The sequence below is a fragment of the Sphingobium sp. TomMM15 genome (assembly GCF_055397045.1).
The window spans coordinates 821,548-843,577 of record NZ_AP027314.1 but is presented as its reverse complement, the minus strand read 5'-3'; the positions used below and the strand labels follow the sequence as shown (position 1 = coordinate 843,577).

At 61.5% G+C, this 22,030-nt stretch carries 21 protein-coding genes, 1 tRNA gene, 1 other RNA gene and 1 pseudogene; 11 read left to right on the top strand and 13 right to left on the bottom strand.

Annotation, left to right across the window (positions count from 1 at the left end):
• Positions 1-136: 136 nt before the first annotated feature.
• A complete protein-coding gene (locus ACZ51H_RS04350; protein ID WP_464802543.1) occupies positions 137-2,404 on the top strand; it encodes an NADP-dependent malic enzyme in 2,268 nt (755 codons plus the stop codon).
• 30 nt (positions 2,405-2,434) lie between these two features.
• A complete protein-coding gene (locus ACZ51H_RS04345) occupies positions 2,435-3,112 on the top strand; it encodes a L,D-transpeptidase family protein (RefSeq protein WP_464802542.1) in 678 nt (225 codons plus the stop codon).
• 523 nt (positions 3,113-3,635) lie between these two features.
• Here ACZ51H_RS04345 and hisI read toward each other — a convergent pair.
• From hisI to ACZ51H_RS04290, 11 genes are all read right to left on the bottom strand, one after another.
• Entirely contained in the window at positions 3,636-4,007 is a 372-nt protein-coding gene (gene hisI / locus ACZ51H_RS04340; RefSeq protein WP_464795059.1) for a phosphoribosyl-AMP cyclohydrolase, read from the bottom strand.
• 63 nt (positions 4,008-4,070) lie between these two features.
• Positions 4,071-4,147, bottom strand: a tRNA-His gene (locus ACZ51H_RS04335).
• A 258-nt stretch (positions 4,148-4,405) separates the two neighbouring features.
• A complete protein-coding gene (locus ACZ51H_RS04330; protein WP_196226204.1) occupies positions 4,406-4,678 on the bottom strand; it encodes an HU family DNA-binding protein in 273 nt (90 codons plus the stop codon).
• 182 nt (positions 4,679-4,860) lie between these two features.
• Positions 4,861-7,257 (bottom strand): endopeptidase La, encoded by a 2,397-nt coding sequence (gene lon, locus ACZ51H_RS04325; RefSeq protein ID WP_460988030.1) that lies wholly within the window; start codon positions 7,255-7,257, stop codon positions 4,861-4,863.
• Positions 7,258-7,378: 121 nt separating this feature from the next.
• Positions 7,379-7,702: a YbaB/EbfC family nucleoid-associated protein gene (locus ACZ51H_RS04320; protein WP_196226206.1), complete on the bottom strand. Its 324-nt coding sequence runs from the start codon at positions 7,700-7,702 to the stop codon at positions 7,379-7,381.
• On the bottom strand, positions 7,699-9,306 hold the full coding sequence (locus ACZ51H_RS04315; protein WP_464802541.1) for a DNA polymerase III subunit gamma/tau: 1,608 nt from the start codon (positions 9,304-9,306) through the stop codon (positions 7,699-7,701). The genes ACZ51H_RS04320 and ACZ51H_RS04315 overlap by 4 nt, the downstream gene beginning before the upstream one ends.
• A gap of 51 nt (positions 9,307-9,357) precedes the next feature.
• Positions 9,358-9,455: signal recognition particle sRNA small type (gene ffs, locus ACZ51H_RS04310), an RNA gene on the bottom strand.
• Positions 9,456-9,496: 41 nt separating this feature from the next.
• A complete protein-coding gene (blaSGM, locus tag ACZ51H_RS04305) occupies positions 9,497-10,402 on the bottom strand; it encodes an SGM family class A beta-lactamase (protein WP_464802844.1) in 906 nt (301 codons plus the stop codon).
• A gap of 36 nt (positions 10,403-10,438) precedes the next feature.
• The gene (locus tag ACZ51H_RS04300; protein ID WP_464802540.1) at positions 10,439-10,774 is read right to left on the bottom strand and encodes a 2Fe-2S iron-sulfur cluster-binding protein; all 336 of its coding nucleotides are present in this window, start codon (positions 10,772-10,774) and stop codon (positions 10,439-10,441) included.
• A gap of 17 nt (positions 10,775-10,791) precedes the next feature.
• On the bottom strand, positions 10,792-11,883 hold the full coding sequence (locus ACZ51H_RS04295) for a cysteine desulfurase family protein (RefSeq protein WP_464802539.1): 1,092 nt from the start codon (positions 11,881-11,883) through the stop codon (positions 10,792-10,794).
• The gene (locus ACZ51H_RS04290) at positions 11,880-12,917 is read right to left on the bottom strand and encodes a cysteine desulfurase family protein (RefSeq protein ID WP_464802538.1); all 1,038 of its coding nucleotides are present in this window, start codon (positions 12,915-12,917) and stop codon (positions 11,880-11,882) included. Before ACZ51H_RS04290 ends, ACZ51H_RS04295 begins: the two co-directional genes overlap by 4 nt.
• Positions 12,918-13,063: 146 nt before the next feature.
• Here ACZ51H_RS04290 and ACZ51H_RS04285 point away from each other — a divergent pair, with 146 nt between their 5' ends.
• Both ACZ51H_RS04285 and ACZ51H_RS04280 read left to right on the top strand, forming a co-directional pair.
• Entirely contained in the window at positions 13,064-13,720 is a 657-nt protein-coding gene (locus tag ACZ51H_RS04285) for an alpha/beta hydrolase (protein ID WP_196226211.1), read from the top strand.
• A gap of 112 nt (positions 13,721-13,832) precedes the next feature.
• On the top strand, positions 13,833-14,924 hold the full coding sequence (locus tag ACZ51H_RS04280; RefSeq protein WP_464794765.1) for an HPP family protein: 1,092 nt from the start codon (positions 13,833-13,835) through the stop codon (positions 14,922-14,924).
• Between the two features lie 2 nt (positions 14,925-14,926).
• On the opposite strand, the gene ACZ51H_RS04275 is transcribed toward ACZ51H_RS04280, so the two are convergent.
• A complete protein-coding gene (locus ACZ51H_RS04275; protein WP_460988024.1) occupies positions 14,927-15,124 on the bottom strand; it encodes a hypothetical protein in 198 nt (65 codons plus the stop codon).
• A 103-nt stretch (positions 15,125-15,227) separates the two neighbouring features.
• Here ACZ51H_RS04275 and rpiB point away from each other — a divergent pair, with 103 nt between their 5' ends.
• The 4 genes and pseudogenes from rpiB to ACZ51H_RS04255 form a co-directional block, all read left to right on the top strand.
• A complete protein-coding gene (gene rpiB / locus ACZ51H_RS04270; protein WP_449472229.1) occupies positions 15,228-15,665 on the top strand; it encodes a ribose 5-phosphate isomerase B in 438 nt (145 codons plus the stop codon).
• 12 nt (positions 15,666-15,677) lie between these two features.
• Complete coding sequence (glyA, locus tag ACZ51H_RS04265) at positions 15,678-16,997, top strand: serine hydroxymethyltransferase (protein ID WP_464802537.1); 1,320 nt, start codon at positions 15,678-15,680, stop codon at positions 16,995-16,997.
• A gap of 88 nt (positions 16,998-17,085) precedes the next feature.
• Positions 17,086-17,547, top strand: a complete 462-nt coding sequence (gene nrdR / locus ACZ51H_RS04260) for a transcriptional regulator NrdR (protein WP_196226215.1) — start codon at positions 17,086-17,088, stop codon at positions 17,545-17,547.
• Positions 17,548-17,574: 27 nt separating this feature from the next.
• Positions 17,575-18,366 (top strand): annotated as a pseudogene (locus ACZ51H_RS04255) (RNA methyltransferase); the annotation flags it as partial.
• Here the strand turns inward: ACZ51H_RS04255 and ACZ51H_RS04250 are convergent.
• On the bottom strand, positions 18,363-18,659 hold the full coding sequence (locus ACZ51H_RS04250) for a chorismate mutase (RefSeq protein ID WP_464772591.1): 297 nt from the start codon (positions 18,657-18,659) through the stop codon (positions 18,363-18,365). The pseudogene ACZ51H_RS04255 and the gene ACZ51H_RS04250 overlap by 4 nt on opposite strands.
• Positions 18,660-18,891: 232 nt before the next feature.
• Here ACZ51H_RS04250 and rpsD point away from each other — a divergent pair, with 232 nt between their 5' ends.
• From rpsD to ACZ51H_RS04235, 3 genes are all read left to right on the top strand, one after another.
• Complete coding sequence (gene rpsD, locus ACZ51H_RS04245; RefSeq protein WP_449472226.1) at positions 18,892-19,506, top strand: 30S ribosomal protein S4; 615 nt, start codon at positions 18,892-18,894, stop codon at positions 19,504-19,506.
• Between the two features lie 129 nt (positions 19,507-19,635).
• Positions 19,636-21,291, top strand: coding sequence for a M28 family peptidase (locus tag ACZ51H_RS04240; RefSeq protein WP_464802536.1), 1,656 nt, complete (start codon positions 19,636-19,638; stop codon positions 21,289-21,291).
• A gap of 172 nt (positions 21,292-21,463) precedes the next feature.
• Positions 21,464-22,018 carry a PilZ domain-containing protein gene (locus ACZ51H_RS04235; protein ID WP_460988021.1) on the top strand — a complete coding sequence of 185 codons (555 nt, stop codon included), beginning with the start codon at positions 21,464-21,466 and terminating at the stop codon, positions 22,016-22,018.
• Positions 22,019-22,030 lie beyond the last annotated feature (12 nt).

Below are 22,030 nucleotides of genomic sequence, written 5' to 3'. Positions count from 1 at the left end.
GAAGCGCCCCGGCGCACAAGCGGGGCTTTTCATCGCAGCGGTCAAGTGGGGTCTCTTATCCGACAAGACACGCAAATCGGCCATTTACGGGCCTGTCGGCATTGCCCCTATCCCAAATCAATAATAAGGCCGCGTCATGGACGACAACACCCGCCGCGCAGCCCTGGATTATCACCGCTTTCCCCAGCCGGGGAAGCTACGGATAGAGCCTACCAAGCGCATGGTGAACCAGCGCGACTTGGCGCTGGCCTATTCGCCCGGCGTGGCCGCCCCCTGCCTGGAAATCGCCGAAGATCCCGACAAAGCGATGGACTATACGGCGCGCGGCAATCTGGTCGCGGTGATCTCCAACGGCACGGCCGTGCTGGGGCTGGGTGCCATCGGTGCGCTTGCCTCCAAGCCGGTGATGGAGGGCAAGGCTGTCCTTTTCAAGAAATTCGCCGACATCGATGTGTTCGATATCGAGGTGGACACGACCGACCCCGAAAAGTTCATCGAGGCCGTGGCGCTGCTGGAGCCGACATTCGGCGGCATTAATCTGGAAGATATCAAGGCGCCGGAATGTTTCGCCATCGAGGCGGAGCTCAAGAAGCGGATGAAGATTCCGGTCTTCCACGACGACCAGCATGGGACGGCGATCGTCGTGGCGGCCGCAGTGCGAAACGCGCTGGTCTTGCAGGGCAAGACATTGGCAGAAGCGCGACTGGTTACATCGGGTGCCGGAGCGGCGGCGTTGGCCTGCGTCGATCTGCTGGTGTCGATGGGCCTTCGGCAAGAGCATGTGACGCTGACGGACAAGGATGGCGTCATCCATTCCGGTCGTGAGGGCATGTTGCCGAACATGGCCCGTTACGCGCGCGAGACCAATGCGCGGACTTTGCCCGAAGTGCTGCCGGGGGCTAATATTTTCCTGGGCCTGTCGGCGCCGGGGGTGTTGAAGCCTGAATGGCTGCCCCTGCTCGCGCCGAATCCGCTAATCTTCGCGCTGGCCAATCCGGAGCCTGAAATCCGGCCAGAGGTCGCACGCGAGGCACGGCCCGACGCGATCGTTGCCACCGGGCGCTCCGACTATCCCAATCAGGTAAATAACGTCCTGTGCTTCCCCTATATGTTCCGAGGGGCGCTGGACGCGCGAGCGACCGAGATTAACGAGGCCATGAAGGCCGCAGCGGCGGAAGCGATCGCCGCGCTCGCCCGGTTGCCAGCGCATGACAGCGTTGCGCAGGCCTATGGTGGGCGGCGGCTGGCGTTCGGGCCGGACTATATCATTCCGACGCCCTTCGATCCCCGGCTGATCGCGGAGATCGCCCCTGCGGTCGCCAAAGCTGCGATGGACAGCGGCGTGGCGAAGCGATCACTGGATATCGAAGCCTATCGCCGGTCACTGGCCCAACAGAACACGCGATCAGCGCAGCTGATGCTGCCGGTGTTCGAGGCCGCGCGGGGCACCTGCCGCCGCATCGCCTATGGCGAAGGCGAGGATGAGCGCGTGCTGCGCGCGATTCAGGACGGTCTGGACGAGGGGATCGTTCGTCCCGTCATCGTCGCCCGGCGGCGGATATTGAAGGATAAGCTGCCCAGCCTTGGCCTACGGTTCGAGCTGGATCGCGATGTGGAAGTGGTCGATCCGGAAACCGATCATGAACTGTTCGGACAGCTGGTGGATGCCTATCGCGCCATCGCCGCGCGCAAAGGCGTCCCCACCGCAGAACTGCTGCGCCACGTATATCGGCGGCCGACAGTGACAGCAGCAATGCTGCTGCGCACCGGGCGCGTCGATGCGGCCCTGGTCGGCGGGAACAGCGAATATTGGGGTCAGGTGGAACATGTCCTGCGGATCATCGAGCGTCGACCGGGACATAGCCGCGTCTATGCGCTGTCGGGGCTGATCCTGGACGCGGGTGCGCTGTTCATCACCGATACGCATATGGTCCCCGATCCGACCCCCGAGCAGGTGGCTGAGATGGCTATAGCGGGCGCTACCGAGCTTCGGCACTTCGGCCTTTCGCCGCGCGTGGCGCTTCTTTCGCATTCGAACTTTGGAGCTTCGCACAGCCCCAGCGCGCGGAAGATGCGGACGGCGTTGCAACTGGTGCACGCACAGGCGCCGGATCTGCTCGTCGATGGTGAAATGCATGCGGATGTGGCACTGAGCCAATCGCTGCGGGAACGGTTGGTGCCAGATACTCGCTTTGAAGGGCCTGCCAATCTGCTGGTGATGCCCAACCTCGATTCGGCGAATATCACCCTCACCGCGCTGTCCGCCTCGTCCAGTTCACCGACCGTGGGGCCGATGCTGATGGGGCTGGCACAACCCATTCACGTGCTGACGCCGGGTGTCACCGCTCGCGGTGTCCTGAACCTGACCGCAATCGCGGCGGCCGAGGTGGATCGGGAAGGCTGAGCTTAACCTTTTGCATGCAATAGAATGGACATGGCGCGACTGATCCGGAATGTAGCGAAAGCGGCGGGGCCGAAGCTGATCATAGGCGGTATGCTTGGCGCTGCCGGTTTGCTGGTGAACATTTATATGGATCGCGGGCGCGATCTTGAGTCCTCGCCGCAGAAGGCCGCCTCACCTGAAAGCGCCCCTGCCAAGGCACCGATCGAGCGAAGCCGGTCACAGCCGCTGCCCGTCGATCCGCACGCGCTGGTGGTCAAAAGCGTGTTGCCGATCGAAGGGCCGTTCCGCCATGGCGAGTATATCTGGGATGAGAGCCAAGCGCCTGCGACGGGCCCGGTCATCATCACGGTGGACCTGAAGGCTCAGACACTGTCAGCCTTTCGCGCTGGCCATGAAATCGGCGCGGCAGTGATCCTATATGGCGCGGATGACAAGCCCAGCCCCTTGGGCGCCTTCCCCATTACGCAGAAGGACGCGGACCATGTGTCCAGCCTTTATGATGCGCCGATGCCCTACATGCTGCGACTGACGAATGATGGCGTGGCGATCCATGGCAGCGACGTCAAATGGGGCAGCGCCACCCACGGTTGCATCGGCGTCCCGACCGCCTTCGCGCGCAAGCTGTTTTCTGCGGTGAAGCTGGGGGACCTGGTGATCATCACGCAGGGCAAAATGCTGGACATCAGCCAGGTTCGAGACGCGAGCTGAGCTGCGTCAATCCTGTTCACAAAGCGGATTGCCATCGCGCCCGGTGACGCGCAGCGCAGAGCTGGCTTCGCTCGATGCGCGGGGAAAGCTGACGCCTTCGAGTGAACCCCGACCCTCGCAAAGATCAGCGCACTTCAGGTCGAGCACACCGGGGAAGGCGATCTGATCGCCATCATATTGGGCGACGATGATGCAGCCCCCGGCCCGATCGAAGCTGAGTATTAGCCTGTCTCCGGCTCGCTTTGCGGAACCCCGCCCCCGACAGCGTTGATCCTCGCCGAAAATGGCTTCGGCGCCGAAGCGAAAATCGCCGGATCGACCGGGGATGATGCACAGGCTGTCGCTGCCCGCCTCATGACGCCGCTGAAAAAGTCCGACGGGAGACGATCTAGAGGTGTCCGCGATGACGCCGCTTTCGATGGCTGCGCGTTCGAGCCCGGACGTCGAGGCGGTATTGCCTGCCGAACTCGCGGAGCCCCCGCCGTCCCCCTGGCACCCGACCAGTAGCGGCAGAATGACGAGGCTATTCCACCGTATCGACAGCAGTCAGTCCTTCCGGGCCTAGGTGGCGAAAGAAGCAGGATCGCGCGCCTGTGTGGCATGTCGGACCTGCCGGAACCGCCTTCACCCAAACCGCGTCCTGATCGCAATCGATCCGGATGTCGCGTACCTCCAGCATGTGGCCCGACGTCTCGCCCTTTTTCCAGAGCGACTGGCGGCTGCGCGACCAGAAATGCGCCAATCCTGTTTCCAAGGTCAGGGCCAGCGCTTCCGCATTCATATGGGCAACCATCAGCACTTCGCCGCTGCCAGCATCAGTTACGACTGCTGTAATCAGCCCGTCACGATCATATTTTGGATTGAGGGTCAGGCCCTTGTCACGCGCATCGTCCATAGTCGGGCTATAGTCCGGTGGAGGGCTCATGCGAAGCCCATCGCGTCAGAAAAAGGAGGAAAATGGGGCGATCGAGGGGATCCGAACCCCCGACCTCTGGTACCACAAACCAGCGCTCTAACCAACTGAGCTACGATCGCCACAGGGCCGTTCGGCCCAAGAGAGATGCGGCACATATGCGGCGATTGGATAGTCGTCAAGCTGGCAAATGCGTACGCACGATGGAAAAAGAAACGGGGCGCCGACCGATTGGTCCGCGCCCCTCTTCCCTCTGTTCAGTACATGATCGCAACGAGGCTTTCTCACCTTCGGCGACGCTACTCTCCTAAACCAATCAGGCCGCGATGCCCAACATCTTGGTTCTGGATCAGGCGCCCTGCAAGGCGCCGTCCTGCTTGTTAGTTGACCGAGTCCTTCAGACCCTTGCCCGCCTTGAACTTGGGCTGGGCCGACGCCTTGATGGTCATCGTTTCGCCAGTACGCGGATTGCGGCCGGTGGACGCCTTGCGCTGCGAAACGGAAAAGGTGCCGAAGCCCACGAGCCGGACTTCGTCGCCCTTCTTAAGTGCAGACGAAATGGAATCGAATACGCCTTCAACCGCCTTGCTGGCGTCGCTTTTGCTAAGACCGCTGCTTTCGGCAACAGCACTGATCAAATCCTGCTTGTTCATACCTTGGGAACCCCCTTCTAACTGTGTGAATAGCTAAGGAATCGCGGCGTCGGCGGCGCAATAAGGCCCAGCTTTGATCGGCTGTCAAAGGGAAAGCGACAAAGCCACCACCTCCAATGAGATTTTCAACCATAGGCCTAAATCTCACTGAAAGTGGCGGCTAATTACCGTTGTGCTTGCAATCAGTGGCGAAGCGTCGCGTCGCCATCCCGCCCCGCAGCCGGACTCGGCTGTGCGGCTAGATCATCTTCTTCTGTCCAGGCTATCGCTTCAGGCACCGAAATCAACGCGCGGGCAAGCACCTCATCCACATGGGAAACGGGTACGATTTCCAGCCCTTCCCTAATATTTGCCGGAATTTCCGCCAGATCCTTTTCATTCTCCGCTGGGATCAGCACCGTCTTGATACCGCCCCGCAACGCTGCGAGGAGCTTTTCCTTGAGGCCGCCGATCGGAAGTACACGGCCACGCAGCGTCACCTCGCCCGTCATAGCCACATCCTTGTGAACAGGGATGCCGGTGAGCGTCGAAACGATGCTGGTCACCATGCCGATGCCTGCGGAAGGGCCGTCCTTTGGCACAGCACCTTCGGGAAGGTGGATGTGAATGTCCTTCCGGGTGAAGAGGCTGGGCTTGATACCATAGCCGGGTGAGCGCGCCTTCACATAGGAAAAGGCCGCCTGCACGGATTCGGTCATCACTTCGCCAAGCTTGCCGGTCGTCCGGATCGCGCCTTTGCCCGGTACGGTGACAGCTTCGATGGTCAGCAGCTCGCCACCCACTTCGGTCCAGGCGAGACCAGTCACGGCACCGATCTGGTTCTCTTCCTCACCGACGCCGTGGCGGAATTTCCGCACCCCGGCATATTCGGCAAGATTTTCCGGCGTGATCGTAACCTTCTCGAAAACGCCTTCCAAAATCTTGCGGAGCGCCTTGCGGGCAATCCGTGCCACTTCACGTTCAAGCGTGCGGACGCCCGCCTCTCGCGTATAGTAGCGGATAAGATCGCGGATCGCGGCTTCGGTGACTTCCACCTCGCCTTCCTTGAGGCCGTGAGCGTCGATCTGCTTCTGCAGCAAGTGGCGCTGCGCAATCTCGACCTTCTCATCCTCGGTATAGCCTTCGAGCCGGATGATCTCCATGCGGTCCAGCAGTGGCTGCGGCAGGTTCAGCGAGTTGGCGGTCGTGACGAACATCACGTCCGACAGATCGACATCGATCTCCAGATAATGGTCCTGGAACTTGCTGTTCTGCTCCGGATCCAGAACCTCCAGCAGGGCCGAAGCCGGATCACCCCGGAAATCCTGGCCCAGCTTGTCGATCTCATCCAGCAGGAAGAGCGGGTTCATCGTGCCCGCCTTCTTGAGGTTGGTCACGATCTTGCCCGGCAGAGACCCGATATAGGTGCGGCGATGGCCACGGATTTCAGCTTCGTCGCGCACGCCACCAAGCGACTGGCGCACAAACTCGCGGCCCGTAGCCTTGGCAATCGATCGGCCGAGCGAGGTCTTGCCGACGCCGGGAGGGCCGACGAGGCACAGGATCGGCCCCTTGAGCTTGTTGGTCCGGGCCTGCACCGCGAGATATTCGATGATCCGGTCCTTGACCTTCTCCAGCGCGAAATGATCCTCGTCCAGGATCGCTTGCGCGCGCTTGAGGTCGGTCTTGACCTTGCCCTTCTTGCCCCATGGCAGGCCCAGGAGCACGTCGAGATAATTACGCACGACCGTGGCTTCGGCGGACATGGGCTGCATGCCCTTGAGCTTCTTGAACTCCGCCGTCGCCTTTGCTCGCGCTTCCTTGCTGAGCTTTGTCTTGGCGATCTTCTCGGCCAGTTCGGCGAGTTCATCGCCCTCTTCGCCTTCGCCATTACCCAGCTCGCGCTGGATCGCCTTGAGCTGCTCGTTCAGATAATATTCGCGCTGGGTCTTTTCCATCTGTCGCTTCACGCGGCCGCGAATCTTCTTTTCGACCTGAAGAACGCCAAGCTCGCCTTCCATGAAGGCGAAGACCATTTCCAGACGCTTTACGGGATCAGCCTCGACCAGCAGCGATTGCTTGTCGGCGACCTTCACGTTGATGTTGGCGGCAACGGCGTCGGCCAGACGGCCTGCATCCTCGATCTCACGCAGCTGAACCGGCGTTTCGGCAGGCAGCTTCTTGTTGAGCTTCGCGTAGTTTTCGAATTGCTCAGCAACGGAGCGCATCAGCGCCTCGGCTTCAGGCCCTTCGGCTGCGACCTCGTCGACCGGATCGACTTCGGCGATCAGATGGTTGTCGGCCGAGCTGATCGACTGCAATTGCGCGCGATGCTTTCCTTCGACCAACACGCGGACGGTGCCGTCCGGCAGCTTCAGCAGCTGCAACACGATCGCGACGACCCCGGTGTCGTACAGCGAGTCACGGTTCGGATCATCCTCCGCAGGGTCAAGCTGCGACACGAGGAAGATTTCCTTATTTCCTTCCATCGCCGACTCAAGGGCAGAGACGCTCTTGTCGCGACCGACAAAAAGCGGGACGATCATCTGCGGGAAAACCACAATGTCGCGCAACGGAAGGAGGGGATATTGCGTAGTCATTCAATCTCCGGGGGGCCGCACGATTATTTGCTCTGCCATGCTGTTCATGGCTTTATGGGGACAATCAGGGCCTCATTCAATTGGTGCCGTCCTTTTGAACGGACTGTTATCCGAGTGCCGATCAGAAAGGCAGCTTGAACCCCGGCGGAAGCGGCAGGCCGCTCGTCATCTTCGACATTTCCGCAGAACTTACCTCGTCCGCTTTTTTGCGAGCGTCGTTGAAAGCTGCAGCCACAAGGTCTTCCAGCATCTGCTTTTCGCTAGGCGCGAGCAGGCTGTCGTCGATCGACACGCCCACGATCCGGCCCTTGGCCGAAGCGCGGACCTTTACCAGACCGCCCCCTGCTGCTCCCTCAACTTCGATCTTGTCGAGATTGTCCTGTGCGCGTTGCAGCTCTTCCTGCACGCGGCTGGCCATGCCCAATATTTCGTTCAAATCCTTCATCGCTCTGCGCTCCATGCTTCGGTCCGATCAAGATCGGCTTCGGGGAAAGCCGCAAGCACGGCCTTCACCACGGGGGTATCGAATATTTCGGCGCGCTCTTGCGCCTGACTTGCCTGTTGCTGCTCCAGCAATGACGGAGCGGCACCGCCTTCACTTCGCTTGATCTGCCACGGGGAACCCGTCGCCCTCTGCAATTCCATCGAGAGCGTACGGCAGAAATCACCGTCGGCCCACTCCTGCATTAGTTGTAATTCCAATTCAGGTGGATCGAACCGGACGATGCGCACGCAATCATGAAGGAAGTCAGCGAGCCGACCCTTCTTTTGTTCCCAAAGCAGATCGACGAGGGCCTTAGCATCCTGGGGCAGCGATGCGGTAGGAGCCGAGGCGGATGAGGCCGAAACCGAAGCCGTTTGCGCAGCCGGAAAAGAGCCTTCGCGCAGGAGGCGCGCGATCTCGCCGGGGTCGGGCATGGTCGCGGCGTGCATGACGCGCAGCAGCGCCATCTCGCAGGATTCGATCGGGAATGCGGCGCCTGCAACCTCGTCATGGCCCTTTAGGAGCAACTGCCAGAGCCGATGTAGAGGCGCGAAGCCGATTTGCGAGGCCCAGGTGGCGAGCGCCTCACGTTCCTCCGCGGACTGGCCGGGACTGGCGATGTCCCGTCCTGCTTTCGCCAGCGTCACGGCATGCACCAGTTCAAGCAGCCCCCGAACCAGCGAGAGGGGCTCCACACCGAGCGCATATTGCTCGCGCACCGCAACCAGCAGCGCGGCGGTATCGCCCTCCAGCAGCAGGCCAAGCAGGCGGCGAACGGCGCCACGATCCGACAGGCCAAGCATATCGCGGACCTGAGCGGCGGTGACGAGCGGGGCGCCTTCCCCCATTTCCGCATGGGCGATTGCCTGGTCGAGAATGGAAAGGCCGTCGCGGGCAGAACCTTCGGCCGCCTGAGCGATCAGTGCGAGGGCATCGTCTTCGGCTGCAACCTGTTCCGTCTCGACCACATGGGCAAAGTGGGCCGCGAGCAATTCCGCGGGAATGCGGCGCAGGTCGAAACGCTGGCAACGGGAAAGGACGGTGACGGGAACCTTGTTCACTTCGGTCGTGGCGAACAGGAATTTTACATGCGCGGGCGGCTCTTCGAGCGTCTTGAGAAGCGCGTTGAACGCGTTCTTCGAGAGCATATGGACTTCGTCGATGATGTAGATCTTGTAGCGCGCGGAGACTGCGGCATAGCGCACCGCCTCGATAATCTCGCGCACGTCATCGACGCCGGTGTGGCTGGCAGCGTCCATTTCCACCACATCGATATGGCGGCCCTCGGCGATTGCCTGGCAGGGTTCGCAGACGCCGCAGGGATCGATCGTGGGGCCGCCCTGCCCGTCCGGCCCTACGCAGTTCAATGCCTTGGCGATCAGGCGCGCGGTCGATGTTTTCCCGACGCCCCGCACCCCTGTCATCAGGAATGCGTGGGCCAACCTGCCCCTACGGATGGCGTTACCCAGCGTCTGGACCATGGCATCCTGCCCGATCAGTTCGCGAAAGCTACGCGGCCGGTATTTGCGCGCGAGCACGCGATAAGGCTGAGATGAATCGGACATGGTAACAATCTAGCGGCTTGAGGAGCGGCTGTCGAAGCCGGAAAGCCGAATAAAGGTGGGAGCCGGAACGACCCGCGGCGAAATCGTTGTGGCTGCTTCCGTCAGGACCTGACCAGGTTGGCGACGACCACGTCCGCCCGACTCCCGGCGCGGCATATGGCGAAAGGCTGTGGCGATGGCAAGGGCCGGGTTACTCAAGCCCGGTTCGCTGCGCCTTCGCGACGAAATCAAGTGCGGCGCGGGTCGCTTCGGCGATTGCTGCTTCGGCAGTCTTGGCATCGGCGGTCGGCCGATCGAGATAGACGGCCAGCACATATTCCTCGCCCGACGGCGCCTTCACCAACGCCACATCATTATAGGCGGTGCCGCAGCTTCCCGTCTTGCTGCCCGAAGTCCAGCCTTTGGGCAGGCCCGCCTTGATCCGCTTATCTCCCGTTGTGCTGCCGTTGAGCCATGTCCTCAGGCGATCGGCGCTCTCGCTCTTCATGTCGCGGAAGATCAGACGAGCCATGAGGTTTGCCATGGCGGCAGGACTGGTGGTGTCGCGAGGATCACCTTCTACATTTTCGTTTAGCGCCGGTTCGGTCCTGTCGAACCTCGTCACCGTATCGCCATGCGCGCGGGCGAAGGCCGTCAATCCCTCCGTGCCGCCGATCATCGGCAGCAGCAGGTTTGCGGCACTATTGTCGCTGACCTCCACTGCCGCCTCGGCCAGTTCCGCCATGGACAGGCGACCGCGTTTGCGGTTGGCCTTCACCACCGGCGCATAGTCGAGAATGTCAGCGTCAGTGAACGCCACCTGTCCTTCCAGCCCGAACCGCCCTGCGTCGGCGCCCATCAACACCGCCGCTGCGAGAGGCGCCTTGAAGGTCGAGCACATGGCGAAGCGTTCGTCCCGGTTGAAGCCGAGAAGCAGTCCGCCCTTGTTGTCGACCAGCGCGACGCCGAGGCGGCCGCCAGTCTCCTTTTCGATCTCGCGCGGGTTGCGAACGGACTTCATCGCCGATTCGCTAACCATGTAACGCGGCGCAGGTGGCAAGAGGGATTGGCGCGCGCCATCCTGTTGCGCCATGAGTGGCCCAGAGAGCGACAACATAATCCCCGCCGCGACACCGATGCGAAGGCGCATGAACTACATGCCCTGCATATTGTAGGATTCGCCGGGGATGCGGACGGTGAGACCGTTGAGCTTCTCTTCCAATATGATCTGGCAGGACAGGCGGCTGGTCCGGGTGGCTGCTGCGGCGAGGTCCAGCATGTCCTCCTCCGTCTCGCTGGCGGGCGGCAGTTTGGAAAAATCTTCTGCTTCAACAATCACATGGCAGGTGGAACAGGCCATCTGTCCCTCGCACGTTCCCTCCAGCGGCTGGCCTGCCGCCTGAGCTACCTCCAGAAGCACCGAGCCTGCGGCGGCATCGACCTCCTGACGATTTTCGCCATCCGCGCTGACGAACGTGACCCTGATCATGATTGCGACTCCCTTGGCTACGGCGCCGCTTGTGCGGCTGCCGCGTCGTTCATTATCTTTGCGGCACTCTCCAATTCGGCCAGTGTCGTGTAGCGGCCAAAGCCTATCCGCACCGATCCGCGCGCCTCTCGCTCCGACAATCCGATGGCGCGCAACACATGGCTTGGCCGCCCAGAGCCGCTCGCGCAAGCACTTCCCAGCGAAAATGCGACTTCACGACATTCCGACAACAGCCGGGCGCCATCGATCCCGTCTCGGCGGATATTGAGATTGCCGTGGTAGCGTGCATCCGCGCCACCGTTGAGGGTCCATTTGTCGAACAGTTTGGACGCCTGTTGCCATAGCGCCTCGACATGGGCGTGGTCCTGCTCCGCCCTCTCCCGCATCAGCCGGGCTGCGACGCCGAAACCGGCGCACAAGGCAGGCGATAGCGTGCCTGATCGCAGGCCCGCCTCTTGCCCGCCGCCGTACATGACGGGCTCCAACTTCACCTCGTCCCGTATCCAGAGGGCGCCCACGCCCTTGGGTCCGTGGATCTTGTGGGCGCTTATGGCGATCATGTCACAGCCGTTGGGAATCGGGACGCGGCCATAGCCTTGCACCGCATCGCAGAGGAACAGCGCGCCTATGCGATGAGCAAGGGCAGCGAGCTTGTCCACGGGCTGGATGACGCCGATCTCATTGTTCACGAGCATGGCAGCGACGAGCCCAACGCCGGGTTTGATCGCGGCTTCCGCTGCGTCCAGATCGACCAGGCCATCGCTTCCGACTGGCAGGATCGTGACACGCCGCCCCTCGGTTCCAAGCGCGGACACCGTGTCAAGAACGGCCGCATGCTCGGTCGCCAGCGTCACGATGTCACCGGCGGGCGCTCCTAGAATGGCCAGGTTCAGCGCTTCGGTCGCGCCCGATGTGAAGATCAGCCGCCCTCCCTGGGGCAAGAGCCTGATGACTTCTTCGCGTGCCAGCTCGACTTGCGCCGCAGCGGCTCTCCCCAAGCGGTGGGCGCTGTGGGGGTTGGCGAACTGGTCACGCAGAAGTGGGACCATGACGTCAAAAGCCTCGGGCGCGAGCGGCGTCGTGGCCTGATAGTCCAGATAGATGGTCATGGCCGCCTGCTCGCCATCCTTGTCCATTGATCCAGGAAGCGATCAATGTCGGCGTCGCTGGTCGAAGGGCCGAAGCTGACCCGTATGACTTCCCCCGCCGCAACCTCGTCCCAGCCCATGGCGTGCAGGACATGGCTGGTCTTGAGCGAACCGGATGAGCAAGCGCTGCCCGCCGAAACGGAAATTCCGGCAAGGTCGAACTGAATGAGCTGAGCGCGGGCTGAAACGCCTGGCATGCGGTAGCTGGCAATCGCGGGGCTGCGCGGCGCAGCGCGTGCAACGATTTCGCCGCCCGTTTCCTCGATGGCTTGGTCCAGTCGCTCCCGCAGTCGCGCAGCTTCCGGCAACCAGTCCGGGCGATCTTCCAGAGCAGCCGCCATGGCAAGAACGCCGGGGAGGTTCTCAGTCCCGGGCCGGTAGCCCTGCTCCTGACCACCGCTGGGTTGCAGGAGCGCCAAATCCTTTACGAGAAGAGCCCCCACTCCAGGCGGCCCTCCGAATTTATGGGCGCTGATTGCGATAATGTCCGCGTCAGGCAGGGGGAGCTTGCCCGCGCTTTGGGCGCAGTCGGCAAAGAGGATCGATCCTTGACGATCCAATGTTTCGAGCGGCTGGATGACGCCGGTTTCATTATTCACATGCTGGATGGCGACGAGCGTACCGAGGCCGAGCGCCGTTGAAGCGAGCGAAACAGTGCCTTCTTCCGTGACTTTCAGCCGTTCGGCCTCGGGCGTCACGCGTAGAACCGAATCATGTTCTACCGGAGATGTGAAAATATGGGCGGCCTTCGCTCGCGTCAGGCCGATGACGATCGCCTCGCTCGCGCCTGATGTGAACAGGACATGCCCCTTCCATCCCAAGGCAGTGGCGATACGCGATCGGGCATCCTCCAACGCAGCACGGGCCGCCCGTCCCTCAGCATGCGGGCTGGATGGGTTTGCCCACAGGTCCATTGCCTCCCGCATGGCAGCTTTCGCCTGCGGCAGCATGGGGGTTGTCGCGGCGTGGTCCAGATAAAGGCGATCAAGGGCCACGAGGCGATGTTACTCATTGATTGCGGAAATGGCGGCGCCTTCTATATAGGCGGTCTGCCGCGCAACGCCAGCATTGGCTTTCGCGCGCCCGCATCCAACCGCCGGCCTCCTTTCTCCGGGTGGCGGCCAGAACCATAACAGGTGCCATGCCCGACGTTATTTTCCCCGGACCCGAAGGCCGCCTCGAAGGCCGTTTCAGCCCTCCGCCTCGCCCCCGCGCGCCAGTCGCGATGATCCTGCATCCCCATCCGCAAGGCGGCGGCACGATGAACGACCGCATCACGCAGGCGCTCTACAAGACCTTTGTGAAGCGCGGCTTTGCCGTGCTGCGTTTCAATTTCCGGGGCGTGGGCCGCAGTCAGGGGACGTTTGACAATGGCATCGGCGAGCTAAGCGATGCCGCCGCGGCGTTGGACTGGGTACAGAGCTTCCACCCCGAGGCGCAGACCACCTGGATCGCAGGCTTCTCGTTCGGCGCATGGATCGGCATGCAGCTGCTGATGCGCCGTCCGGAAATACGCGGCTTCATCTCGGTCGCGCCGCCCGCGAACATGTATGACTTCTCGTTCCTCGCGCCCTGCCCTGCGTCCGGCATCATCGTGCAGGGAACAGCGGATGAGGTCGTGACCGCCAACGCGGTGCAGAAGCTGGTCGATAAGCTGCGCACGCAAAAAGGCATCACCATCCACCATGACGAAATCCGTGGCGCGAACCACTTTTTCGAGCATGAGCTGGATCAGTTGATGAAGTCGGTCGACAATTATCTGGACATGCGCCTGTCGCCTGACTCGCCGATCCGCTGAGTTGCTGAAGAGGGGCCGCTCGCAACGCGGCCCTTCTTTGTTTCCGGCCAAATCAACCATCAAGAAAATATATCTTGGCCTGCGCGGTCGCCGCGACTAGCGGCAGCGGGCCATGAGTGACGAGAAGAACAACGACGTTCGCCTGATATGGAGCCGCTATTACAGCGCCTTCATACCTGCGCCGCCCGGGCCAGGTTTCTTCGACCGGCTGAAAGCGGCGAGCGGCGCCATCGGCGGCATCGCGATCACGGGATTGCTTTGCGGCCTGATGCTGGGGAACGGCATAGCACATCCGTTGCTGGTTGCCCCGATGGGCGCTTCGGCGGTGCTGTTGTTCGCTGTGCCGGCAAGCCCGCTTGCACAGCCATGGTCCGTTTTCGGCGGCAATGTCGTATCGGCGCTGGTCGGGATTACCGTCGCGCGACTAATCCCTGATCCTACGATAGCTGCTGCTCTGGCGGTAGGTTGCGCCATTGGGGGCATGTCCCTGCTGCGCTGCCTCCATCCACCGGGCGGCGCGGTTGCACTTTCGGTCGTGCTGGGCGCTGCCAACGGTGCGCCGAGCTATATGTTCGCTTTTATCCCGGTGGGGCTGAACACTGCGCTGCTGGTGACGGTGGCAATCATCTTTCACCGGATCGCGGGGCACAGCTATCCTCATGTCGCGCCCAAATCTCCGAGCGCACATGGGACGAACGATCCGGCGCCCTTGCTGCGAACGCCGCCGTCCGAACAGGATGTCGAGGAAGCGTTGCAGGCCTATGGCGATGTTCTGGACGTTAACGCCGCCGATTTGCAGGTCGTGCTGCATGATGCGGAGGTACGCGCGGCCGAACGCAGCCATGCCACGCTGACGTGCGGCGAGATCATGTCGCGCGACATCCTGTCTATTCGTGAAAGCCAGTCCGTGGCCGAAGCGGCCGAACTGCTGCATGCCCGGCGTCTATTGTCGCTGCCGGTGCTGGATGACGCTGGGCGCGTTCAAGGTCTGGTCGGTCCGCTCGACCTTTCGCGGGCAGGTGAGACGGCCCGCGACATTGCGTCGGAGCCGCTGCTCGTGTCGGAACATACACCGGTTTCGCAATTGCTTCGTCCGCTGACGAGTGGATTGACGCATGAAGCCATCGTCGTGGATGGCGCGGGACAGCTGCGTGGAATGGTGACGCAAACCGATCTTCTGGCGGCGATGGCGCTGCGCGCCTAGGATCAGTCGCGGTGGCGTTCCAGCATCGGTACATCAGGGCCGGGGATAGCGGAAATCGCTACATTGGCGAACATGACCAGTCCGGCTATGATCATCAGGACGCCACGCTTGCGATCGCCCTTTTTCACGATCGCGTAGATGCCGCCGCCCGTGAGAAACAGTCCCGCGAGCATGAGAATGGATAATATTGTAGATGCCATGAAGCAGGCCATAAGCGGCCAGCTGGACTGTGGCAATTGGCTGCCTCTGCCCCTAAGAGGCGCGGGATACGAATCACCCTTTGTGTGACAGGACAATTTCGCCGTGAAAATCGCCCTAGCTTCCGATCATGCCGCCGTTGATCTGAAAGCCGAGCTCGCCGATTGGCTGCGTGATGAAGGTCATGAGGTTAATGACCTCGGCCCAGCGACAGCCGACCGCGTCGATTACCCCGATTTTGGCTACAAGCTCGCCAGCGCCGTCGCATCCGGCGCGGCAGAGCGCGGTATAGCGCTGTGCGGCTCTGGCATCGGTATTTCCATCGCGGTAAACCGGAATCCGGCGTGCCGCTGTGCGCTGGTGTCGGAACCATTGTCGGCGGCGCTATCCCGCGAACATAATGACGCAAATGTCCTTGCCTTGGGTGCCCGCTTGACCGGCGTGGACATGGCCAAAGCCTGCGTCACCGCTTTCCTTTCCACCGAATTCGGCGGTGGCCGCCATTATGGCCGTGTCGAAAAACTCTCTCAGCCCGCGCTTTAAGGAGCCAGCCCTATGAGCACCGCCACCCTCGCCCAGCCCGACCTTTCCGATATCCGCGCGGAAGGCTATTTCACGCGCAGCCTGGCCGATGCCGATCCGGCAGTCTTCGCCGGCGTCACCAAGGAACTGAAGCGCGAGCAGAACCAGATCGAGCTGATCGCATCGGAGAATATCGTCTCGAAGGCGGTGCTGGAGGCGCAAGGGTCGGTCTTCACCAACAAATATGCCGAGGGCTATCCGGGCAAGCGTTATTATCAGGGCTGCGCCCCTTCGGATGAGGTCGAGCAGCTGGCTATCGACCGTGCCAAGCAGATCTTCAACTGCGGCTTCGTCAATGTGCAGCCCCATTCGGGCGCGCAGGCGAATGGCGCGGTGATGCTGGCGCTGACCAAGCCGGGCGATACGATCATGGGCCTGTCGCTCGACGCTGGCGGCCATCTGACGCATGGCGCAAAGCCTGCGCTTTCGGGCAAATGGTATAACGCCGTGCAGTACGGCGTGCGCGAGGATACGCACGTCATCGACTATGACGCCCTCGAAGCCCAGGCGATCGAAGCCAAGCCAACGCTCATCATCGCGGGAGGATCGGCTTATCCGCGTCACCTCGACTTCGCCCGGTTCCGTGCGATCGCGGATAAGGTGGGCGCGTTGCTGATGGTCGATATGGCGCACTTTGCAGGCCTCGTCGCCGGTGGCGCGCACCCGACGCCTTTCGGTTTCGCCGATGTCGTGACCACCACCACCCACAAGACCCTTCGCGGTCCGCGTGGCGGCATGATCCTCACCAACGACGAAGCCATTGCGAAGAAGATCAATTCGGCGGTATTCCCCGGCCTTCAGGGCGGCCCGCTGATGCATGTCATCGCTGCAAAGGCAGTGGCATTCGGCGAAGCGCTGCGGCCTGAGTTCAAGACCTACGCCCAGGCGATCGTGACCAATGCCAAGGCGCTGGCAGGCAAGCTGGAACAGCGTGGCCTCGCCGTCGTTTCGGGCGGCACGGACACGCATCTGGCGCTGATCGACCTGCGTCCCTACGGCATTTCCGGCAAGGATGCCGACGAGGCGCTGGAGCGCAGCTTCATCACCTGCAACAAGAATGGCGTCCCGGGCGACCCGCTGCCCCCGACCAAGACCAGCGGCATTCGCGTGGGTTCGCCCGCAGGCACCACGCGCGGCTTTGGTGTGGCTGAGTTCGAGGCGATTGGCGACATGATCGCTGATGTCCTGGAAGGTCTGCGGGATCATGGCGAGCATGGCGATGCTGCGGTCGAAGCCAGTGTCCGGGAACGCGTTTCGGCACTCTGCGCCCGCTTCCCAATCTACGAAGGCTGATAGCTTCGTTCTGTCAGGGGTGGTCGAGGCGCGGCGGCTGTGCCATCTCGTGTCTCGACTCATCCGAACGAACGGAGCTTATTACTGAATGCGTTGCCCCTTCTGTGCTCACGACGACAGTCAGGTAAAAGACAGCCGCCCCACCGAAGATGGCGCCGCCATTCGCCGCAGACGGCAGTGCGAAGCCTGTGGCGCGCGCTTCACCACGTTCGAGCGCATCCAATTGCGCGACATCTGGGTGGTGAAGAGCGAGGGGCGTAAGGAAGCGTTCGACCGCGACAAGCTGGCGCGCTCAATCGACATTGCCTGTCGCAAGCGACAAATCGATCCGAGCAGGCTGGAGAAACTGATCTCCGGCATCCAACGGCAACTGGAAACCAGCGGCGACGGCGAAGTGCCTGCGCGCGCGATCGGCGAGATGGTGATGGAAGGCCTCAAACGGCTCGACAGCGTCGCCTATATTCGCTTCGCCAGCGTGTATAAGGACTTCACCGATGCTCAGGACTTCGAGGATTTCGCGGGCTCGGTGAAAGAGGTTGGGAGTGAGTGAGGGCGGCGGCTACCCCCATTCGTCACTTCGCAAAAAGCCTTCGATAACGAGCTGCGATAAGCTCGGCCACTTTTCAGAGCAAACGGGATAATGTCAGAGCCTTCAGCACCCCGCCCCGTCATCGTCCTCGTGCGCCCGCAACTCGGCGAGAATATTGGCAAGGCCGCGCGGGCCATGCTGAACTTCGGGCTGACCGACATGCGGTTGGTCAGCCCGCGCGATGGGTGGCCTAATCCCGATGCTGGCCCGTCGGCGGCTGGAGCCGATGTCGTGCTCGAGAAGGCGGAGGTTTTTGAAAGCCTTGCCGACGCTGTCGCGGACTGTTCGCACGTTTATGCGACCACGGTGCGCAAGCGGGGCGTGACCAAGCCGGTGGTGACGCCGGAAGAAGCGGCACGCGAAATTCACGAGGCTGCGGGAAGGGCCGCCTATGTTTTCGGGCCGGAGCGATCAGGGCTTGAAACGGAGGATGTGGCGCTCGCCCGCAAGATTCTGACAGTGCCGATCAATCCTGAATTCGGATCATTGAACCTGGCGCAGGCGGTCATCCTGTGCGCCTATGAATGGTCGAAACAGGCACAGTTGGAACAGCCGACGGTCGTCGACCTTGGCGAACCGGCGCCACAGGTGGAACTGGAAGGGATGATAAACCAGTTCGAAACTTTGCTGGAAGGTGCGGGCTATTTCTTCCCGCCCGATCGCGCGCCCGCGACCAAGCGGACGTTGCGGAACCTGCTGACGAAGCCCGGCTGGAACCATCTGGAGGTGCGGACGCTGCGCGGCGTACTTTCCGCCTTGAGCAATCCGCGATCGCGCTAGGCTTTGAGGCGATCGAATTCCTTCATTTCATAGGCGATCGAAGCTTCCACCAACTGATCCCACAAAGCAGCGAGAATGTCGGCGGGGACGCCTAAACGAGCAGCTTCAGCGCGAACATTGTCGATCACCTCCGCCTTACGCGCTTCGTCGCGTACGGCGCTTCTTTCCGGCTTGATACGGGCGGCCGCGCGCATGTGGGCGAAGCGTCGAGCGAGCAGCGCAACGAGCTGACGGTCGATTTCATCCACGCCGGTCCGGACTTGCGCCATGCTGGTGTAGTTTTCGGGGTCCATGGCGACGCTGACTAGGCGCGCCGAGGGCAGCTGTCGAGGGTTGACATGCCACTTTGCCTTCTTCATAGGCGCGCCTTCGTGATTGGCCCCGCACCCCGGTGAAGCGGCGGCCCTGCCCCTTTATGGCAAGCAGGCGAGGACCGGGAATAACTTTCACCCTCCCCGAAAAGTGGGAACCGGTTTTCGGATCAGGAGGGTGAACAAACGATGTTAGCGATTGTAAGGAATTATCATGTCGAAGCGTTCCAGCGCGAAGTACAAACTCGACCGCCGCATGGGCGAGAACATCTGGGGTCGCCCGAAGAGCCCGGTCAACAAGCGTGAATATGGTCCCGGCCAGCACGGTCAGCGCCGCAAGGGCAAGATGTCCGACTATGGCATCCAGCTGAAGGCGAAGCAGAAGCTGAAGGGCTATTACGGCGACATCACCGAAAAGCAGTTCAAGAAAAACTACACCGAAGCCGCTCGCATGAAGGGTGACACCGGCCAGAACCTGATCGGTCTGCTGGAGCGCCGCCTGGACGCAGTAGTTTATCGCGCCAAGTTCACGCCCACCATCTGGTCGGCGCGTCAGCTGGTTTCGCACGGTCACGTCTATGTGAACGGCGTGAAGTGCAACATCGCAAGCCGTCTGGTTAAGCCGGGCGACGAAATCACCCTGGGCAAGAAGGCGCAGGAAATGGCGCTGGTTCTGGAAGCACAGAGCCTGCCCGAGCGCGACATCCCTGACTATGTGTCGCCCGATGGCGCGGCCAAGGTCACCTATGTCCGCGTCCCGTCGCTGGACGAAGTGCCCTACCCGGTGAAGATGGAACCCAATCTGGTCGTCGAATTCTATTCGCGCTGATCAGCCAGGGTCATAATGTACGGAAAGGCGGTCCTTCGGGGCCGCCTTTTTTGTTTGTTCAACAAGCCTTGTACCGTGTGAGGGCTACTGGCAGAAATGCTGCGCCCTTCCCTTTTCAAGGCTGTTGCGATGCGTTCGTTTATTTCAATTTCGCTGATGGCCCTGGTTGCTGGCAGTGCCGCGGCGGCTGGGCCGTCGGACGTAAGTCCGTCGATCGAAACCATGAAGGAGGTGGTGAAAGAAATTTCATCGGACGCCTATGAAGGGCGGGCGCCGGGGACTGCGGGTGAGGAGAAGACGCTTTCCTATTTGGTGCGGCGGTTCGAGGCGATCGGGCTGAAGCCGGGCAACAAGGGCAGCTGGTTCCAGGATGTCCCGCTGGTGGAGATCGCGGCGAAGAATGTTTCGCCGCTGCATTTCATTGGCGGCAAGGGGCCGGTTTCGGCCGATTATGGATCGCAGATGGTGATCGCCACCTACCGCACGGCTGCGCCGCACATCGAGGTCAAGGATAGCCCGGTCGTATTCGTCGGCTATGGCATAAAAGCGCCTGAAAAGAAGTGGAACGACTATGCCGGGGTGAACGTCCGGGGCAAGACGGTCATCATTCTGGTCAACGATCCGGATTATCAGAGCCCGAGCCTGAGCGGGCCGTTCAAGGGCCGCGCCATGACCTATTATGGCCGTTGGACCTACAAATTCGAAGAGGCCGCGCGGCAGGGCGCGGCGGCCGCGATCATCGTTCATGACACTATGCCCGCCGCCTACGGCTGGAACGTCGTTCAATCGAGTTGGACAGGGGCACAGCATGTCGCGGACAGCGCGGACGGCAATGCAAAACAATCGGCGGCTATCGGCTGGATGCAGAAGGACAAGGCTGCCGCGCTGATGGCGAGCGCGGGCCTTAATCTGAATACATTGAGCGCGGCGGCGAAGAAGCGCGGGTTCAAGGCAGTGCCATTGAAGGGCATCAAGGCGAGCGTCTCCTTTGACAATGCCATCCGCAAGCACATGTCCAAGAATCTCGTGGCCCTGCTGCCCGGCAAGACCCGGCCCGATGAATATGTGCTCTATGCGGCGCATTGGGACCATCTTGGTCGCTGCGAGGCCGCACCCGATGGCGACGACATCTGCAACGGCGCCATCGACAATGCGACCGGGACGGCAGCGCTGGTCGCGCTGGCGGAGGCGAATGTGAAAGCAGGGCCGAGCGCGCGTAGTCAGGTGTTCCTGGCGGTGACTGCGGAGGAGTCCGGGCTTCTGGGATCAGCCTATTATGGGAACCACCCCGTCTTTCCGCTCAGGCAGACAGTGGGCGGCGTCAACATGGACGCGCTCAGCATGGCAGGGCTGGCGAAAAACGTCGTGGTGATCGGCAAGGGCAAGTCGCAGTTGGACGCCTATCTGGATCGTGCCCTGGCCGCCCAGAAGCGTGTAGCCAGCCTGGAGCCCACCCCCGAAAAGGGATTCTACTATCGATCCGACCATTTCAGTTTCGCCAAACATGGCGTGCCCATGCTCTATTTCGAAGGGGGGCAAGACCTGGCGAAGGGCGGGATCGAAGCGGGCGCGGCAGCGGCCAAGGATTATGAGGAGCATCGCTACCATAGCCCAAAGGATGAATATGATCCAAAATGGGACTGGAGCGGCGTGAAGGCTGACCTCAAACTTTACTACGAGGTCGGCAGGGCATTGGCGAACACCACCGAGTGGCCGAACTGGATGGCAGGGGACGAATTCCGCGCGATCCGGGACAAAAGTCGAGTCAGCAATCAGCATCATTAAGCGCGACCGACACGCTATTTTTCATCCGATCCGATGCAGGACATCCAGCTGCGCGCTGCCCAATTATCCAACAAGGCCAGCCGGTTAATTATTTCCCTTACGGAAACTTGATCCCTATGACCACAATGTCCGAAGAATCGGACACGTAACGATAAAAAAATGGGGATGGGTCGTGGAAGTCAACAAGTCAGTCACAATCTTGCATGTCGGCAAGTTGGTGACGGCGCACAAGGAATGCCTGTGCGTCGTCCATTCGCTGTCACCGCGTGAAGCACTCGTGCGCACGAGCCTGCCGATGACGGCGGGCGAAAGCGTCACGCTGGGGCTGCGAAACGGTTTTTCCGTTTCGGCTGTCGTCGGCATGAACATGGGCGACCATGTGTCTTTGCTGTTCGAAGAGCATATCGCCATTTCGACCATCATCGCGGAACAGAGGCAGGGTCGCAGCGAACGGGAAGCCGTTCGGCTGAACATCGTCATGCCTATTACCGTATCCGCTATCACCGGCACGCATTCCTGTATGATGCAGGACATTTCGCTGTTCGGGATCAAGGTCCTCGACGAGGCAGGGCTTCGGGAAAACATGAAGGTGCAGGTCATCGTGGAAGGGCTGGGCAAGCGGGATGCCATGGTCCGTTGGCGTCAGGATACATATGCAGGATTGAGTTTCGAGGTAGCCCTTGGATTCAAGTTGCTCGACCAGTGGGCGGCGCAGATAATGGGCTGACGCCGTTGAATT

Bases quoted from the DNA above. Each gene is read 5' to 3' on its own strand.
- nrdR (WP_196226215.1), top strand. From the start codon at position 17,086: ATGCGTTGCCCCTTCTGTGCTCACGACGACAGTCAGGTAAAAGACAGC.
- ACZ51H_RS04240 (WP_464802536.1), top strand. From the start codon at position 19,636: ATGCGTTCGTTTATTTCAATTTCGCTGATGGCCCTGGTTGCTGGCAGT.
- ACZ51H_RS04295 (WP_464802539.1), bottom strand. From the start codon at position 11,883: ATGACCATCTATCTGGACTATCAGGCCACGACGCCGCTCGCGCCCGAG.
- ACZ51H_RS04280 (WP_464794765.1), top strand. From the start codon at position 13,833: ATGAGTGACGAGAAGAACAACGACGTTCGCCTGATATGGAGCCGCTAT.
- ACZ51H_RS04320 (WP_196226206.1), bottom strand. From the start codon at position 7,702: ATGAAGGATTTGAACGAAATATTGGGCATGGCCAGCCGCGTGCAGGAA.
- glyA (WP_464802537.1), top strand. From the start codon at position 15,678: ATGAGCACCGCCACCCTCGCCCAGCCCGACCTTTCCGATATCCGCGCG.
- ACZ51H_RS04250 (WP_464772591.1), bottom strand. From the start codon at position 18,659: ATGGACCCCGAAAACTACACCAGCATGGCGCAAGTCCGGACCGGCGTG.
- ACZ51H_RS04275 (WP_460988024.1), bottom strand. From the start codon at position 15,124: ATGGCATCTACAATATTATCCATTCTCATGCTCGCGGGACTGTTTCTC.
- ACZ51H_RS04315 (WP_464802541.1), bottom strand. From the start codon at position 9,306: ATGTCCGATTCATCTCAGCCTTATCGCGTGCTCGCGCGCAAATACCGG.
- ACZ51H_RS04345 (WP_464802542.1), top strand. From the start codon at position 2,435: ATGGCGCGACTGATCCGGAATGTAGCGAAAGCGGCGGGGCCGAAGCTG.
- blaSGM (WP_464802844.1), bottom strand. From the start codon at position 10,402: ATGTTGTCGCTCTCTGGGCCACTCATGGCGCAACAGGATGGCGCGCGC.
- ACZ51H_RS04285 (WP_196226211.1), top strand. From the start codon at position 13,064: ATGCCCGACGTTATTTTCCCCGGACCCGAAGGCCGCCTCGAAGGCCGT.
- rpsD (WP_449472226.1), top strand. From the start codon at position 18,892: ATGTCGAAGCGTTCCAGCGCGAAGTACAAACTCGACCGCCGCATGGGC.
- ACZ51H_RS04300 (WP_464802540.1), bottom strand. From the start codon at position 10,774: ATGATCAGGGTCACGTTCGTCAGCGCGGATGGCGAAAATCGTCAGGAG.
- hisI (WP_464795059.1), bottom strand. From the start codon at position 4,007: ATGGACGATGCGCGTGACAAGGGCCTGACCCTCAATCCAAAATATGAT.
- ACZ51H_RS04350 (WP_464802543.1), top strand. From the start codon at position 137: ATGGACGACAACACCCGCCGCGCAGCCCTGGATTATCACCGCTTTCCC.
- lon (WP_460988030.1), bottom strand. From the start codon at position 7,257: ATGACTACGCAATATCCCCTCCTTCCGTTGCGCGACATTGTGGTTTTC.
- ACZ51H_RS04330 (WP_196226204.1), bottom strand. From the start codon at position 4,678: ATGAACAAGCAGGATTTGATCAGTGCTGTTGCCGAAAGCAGCGGTCTT.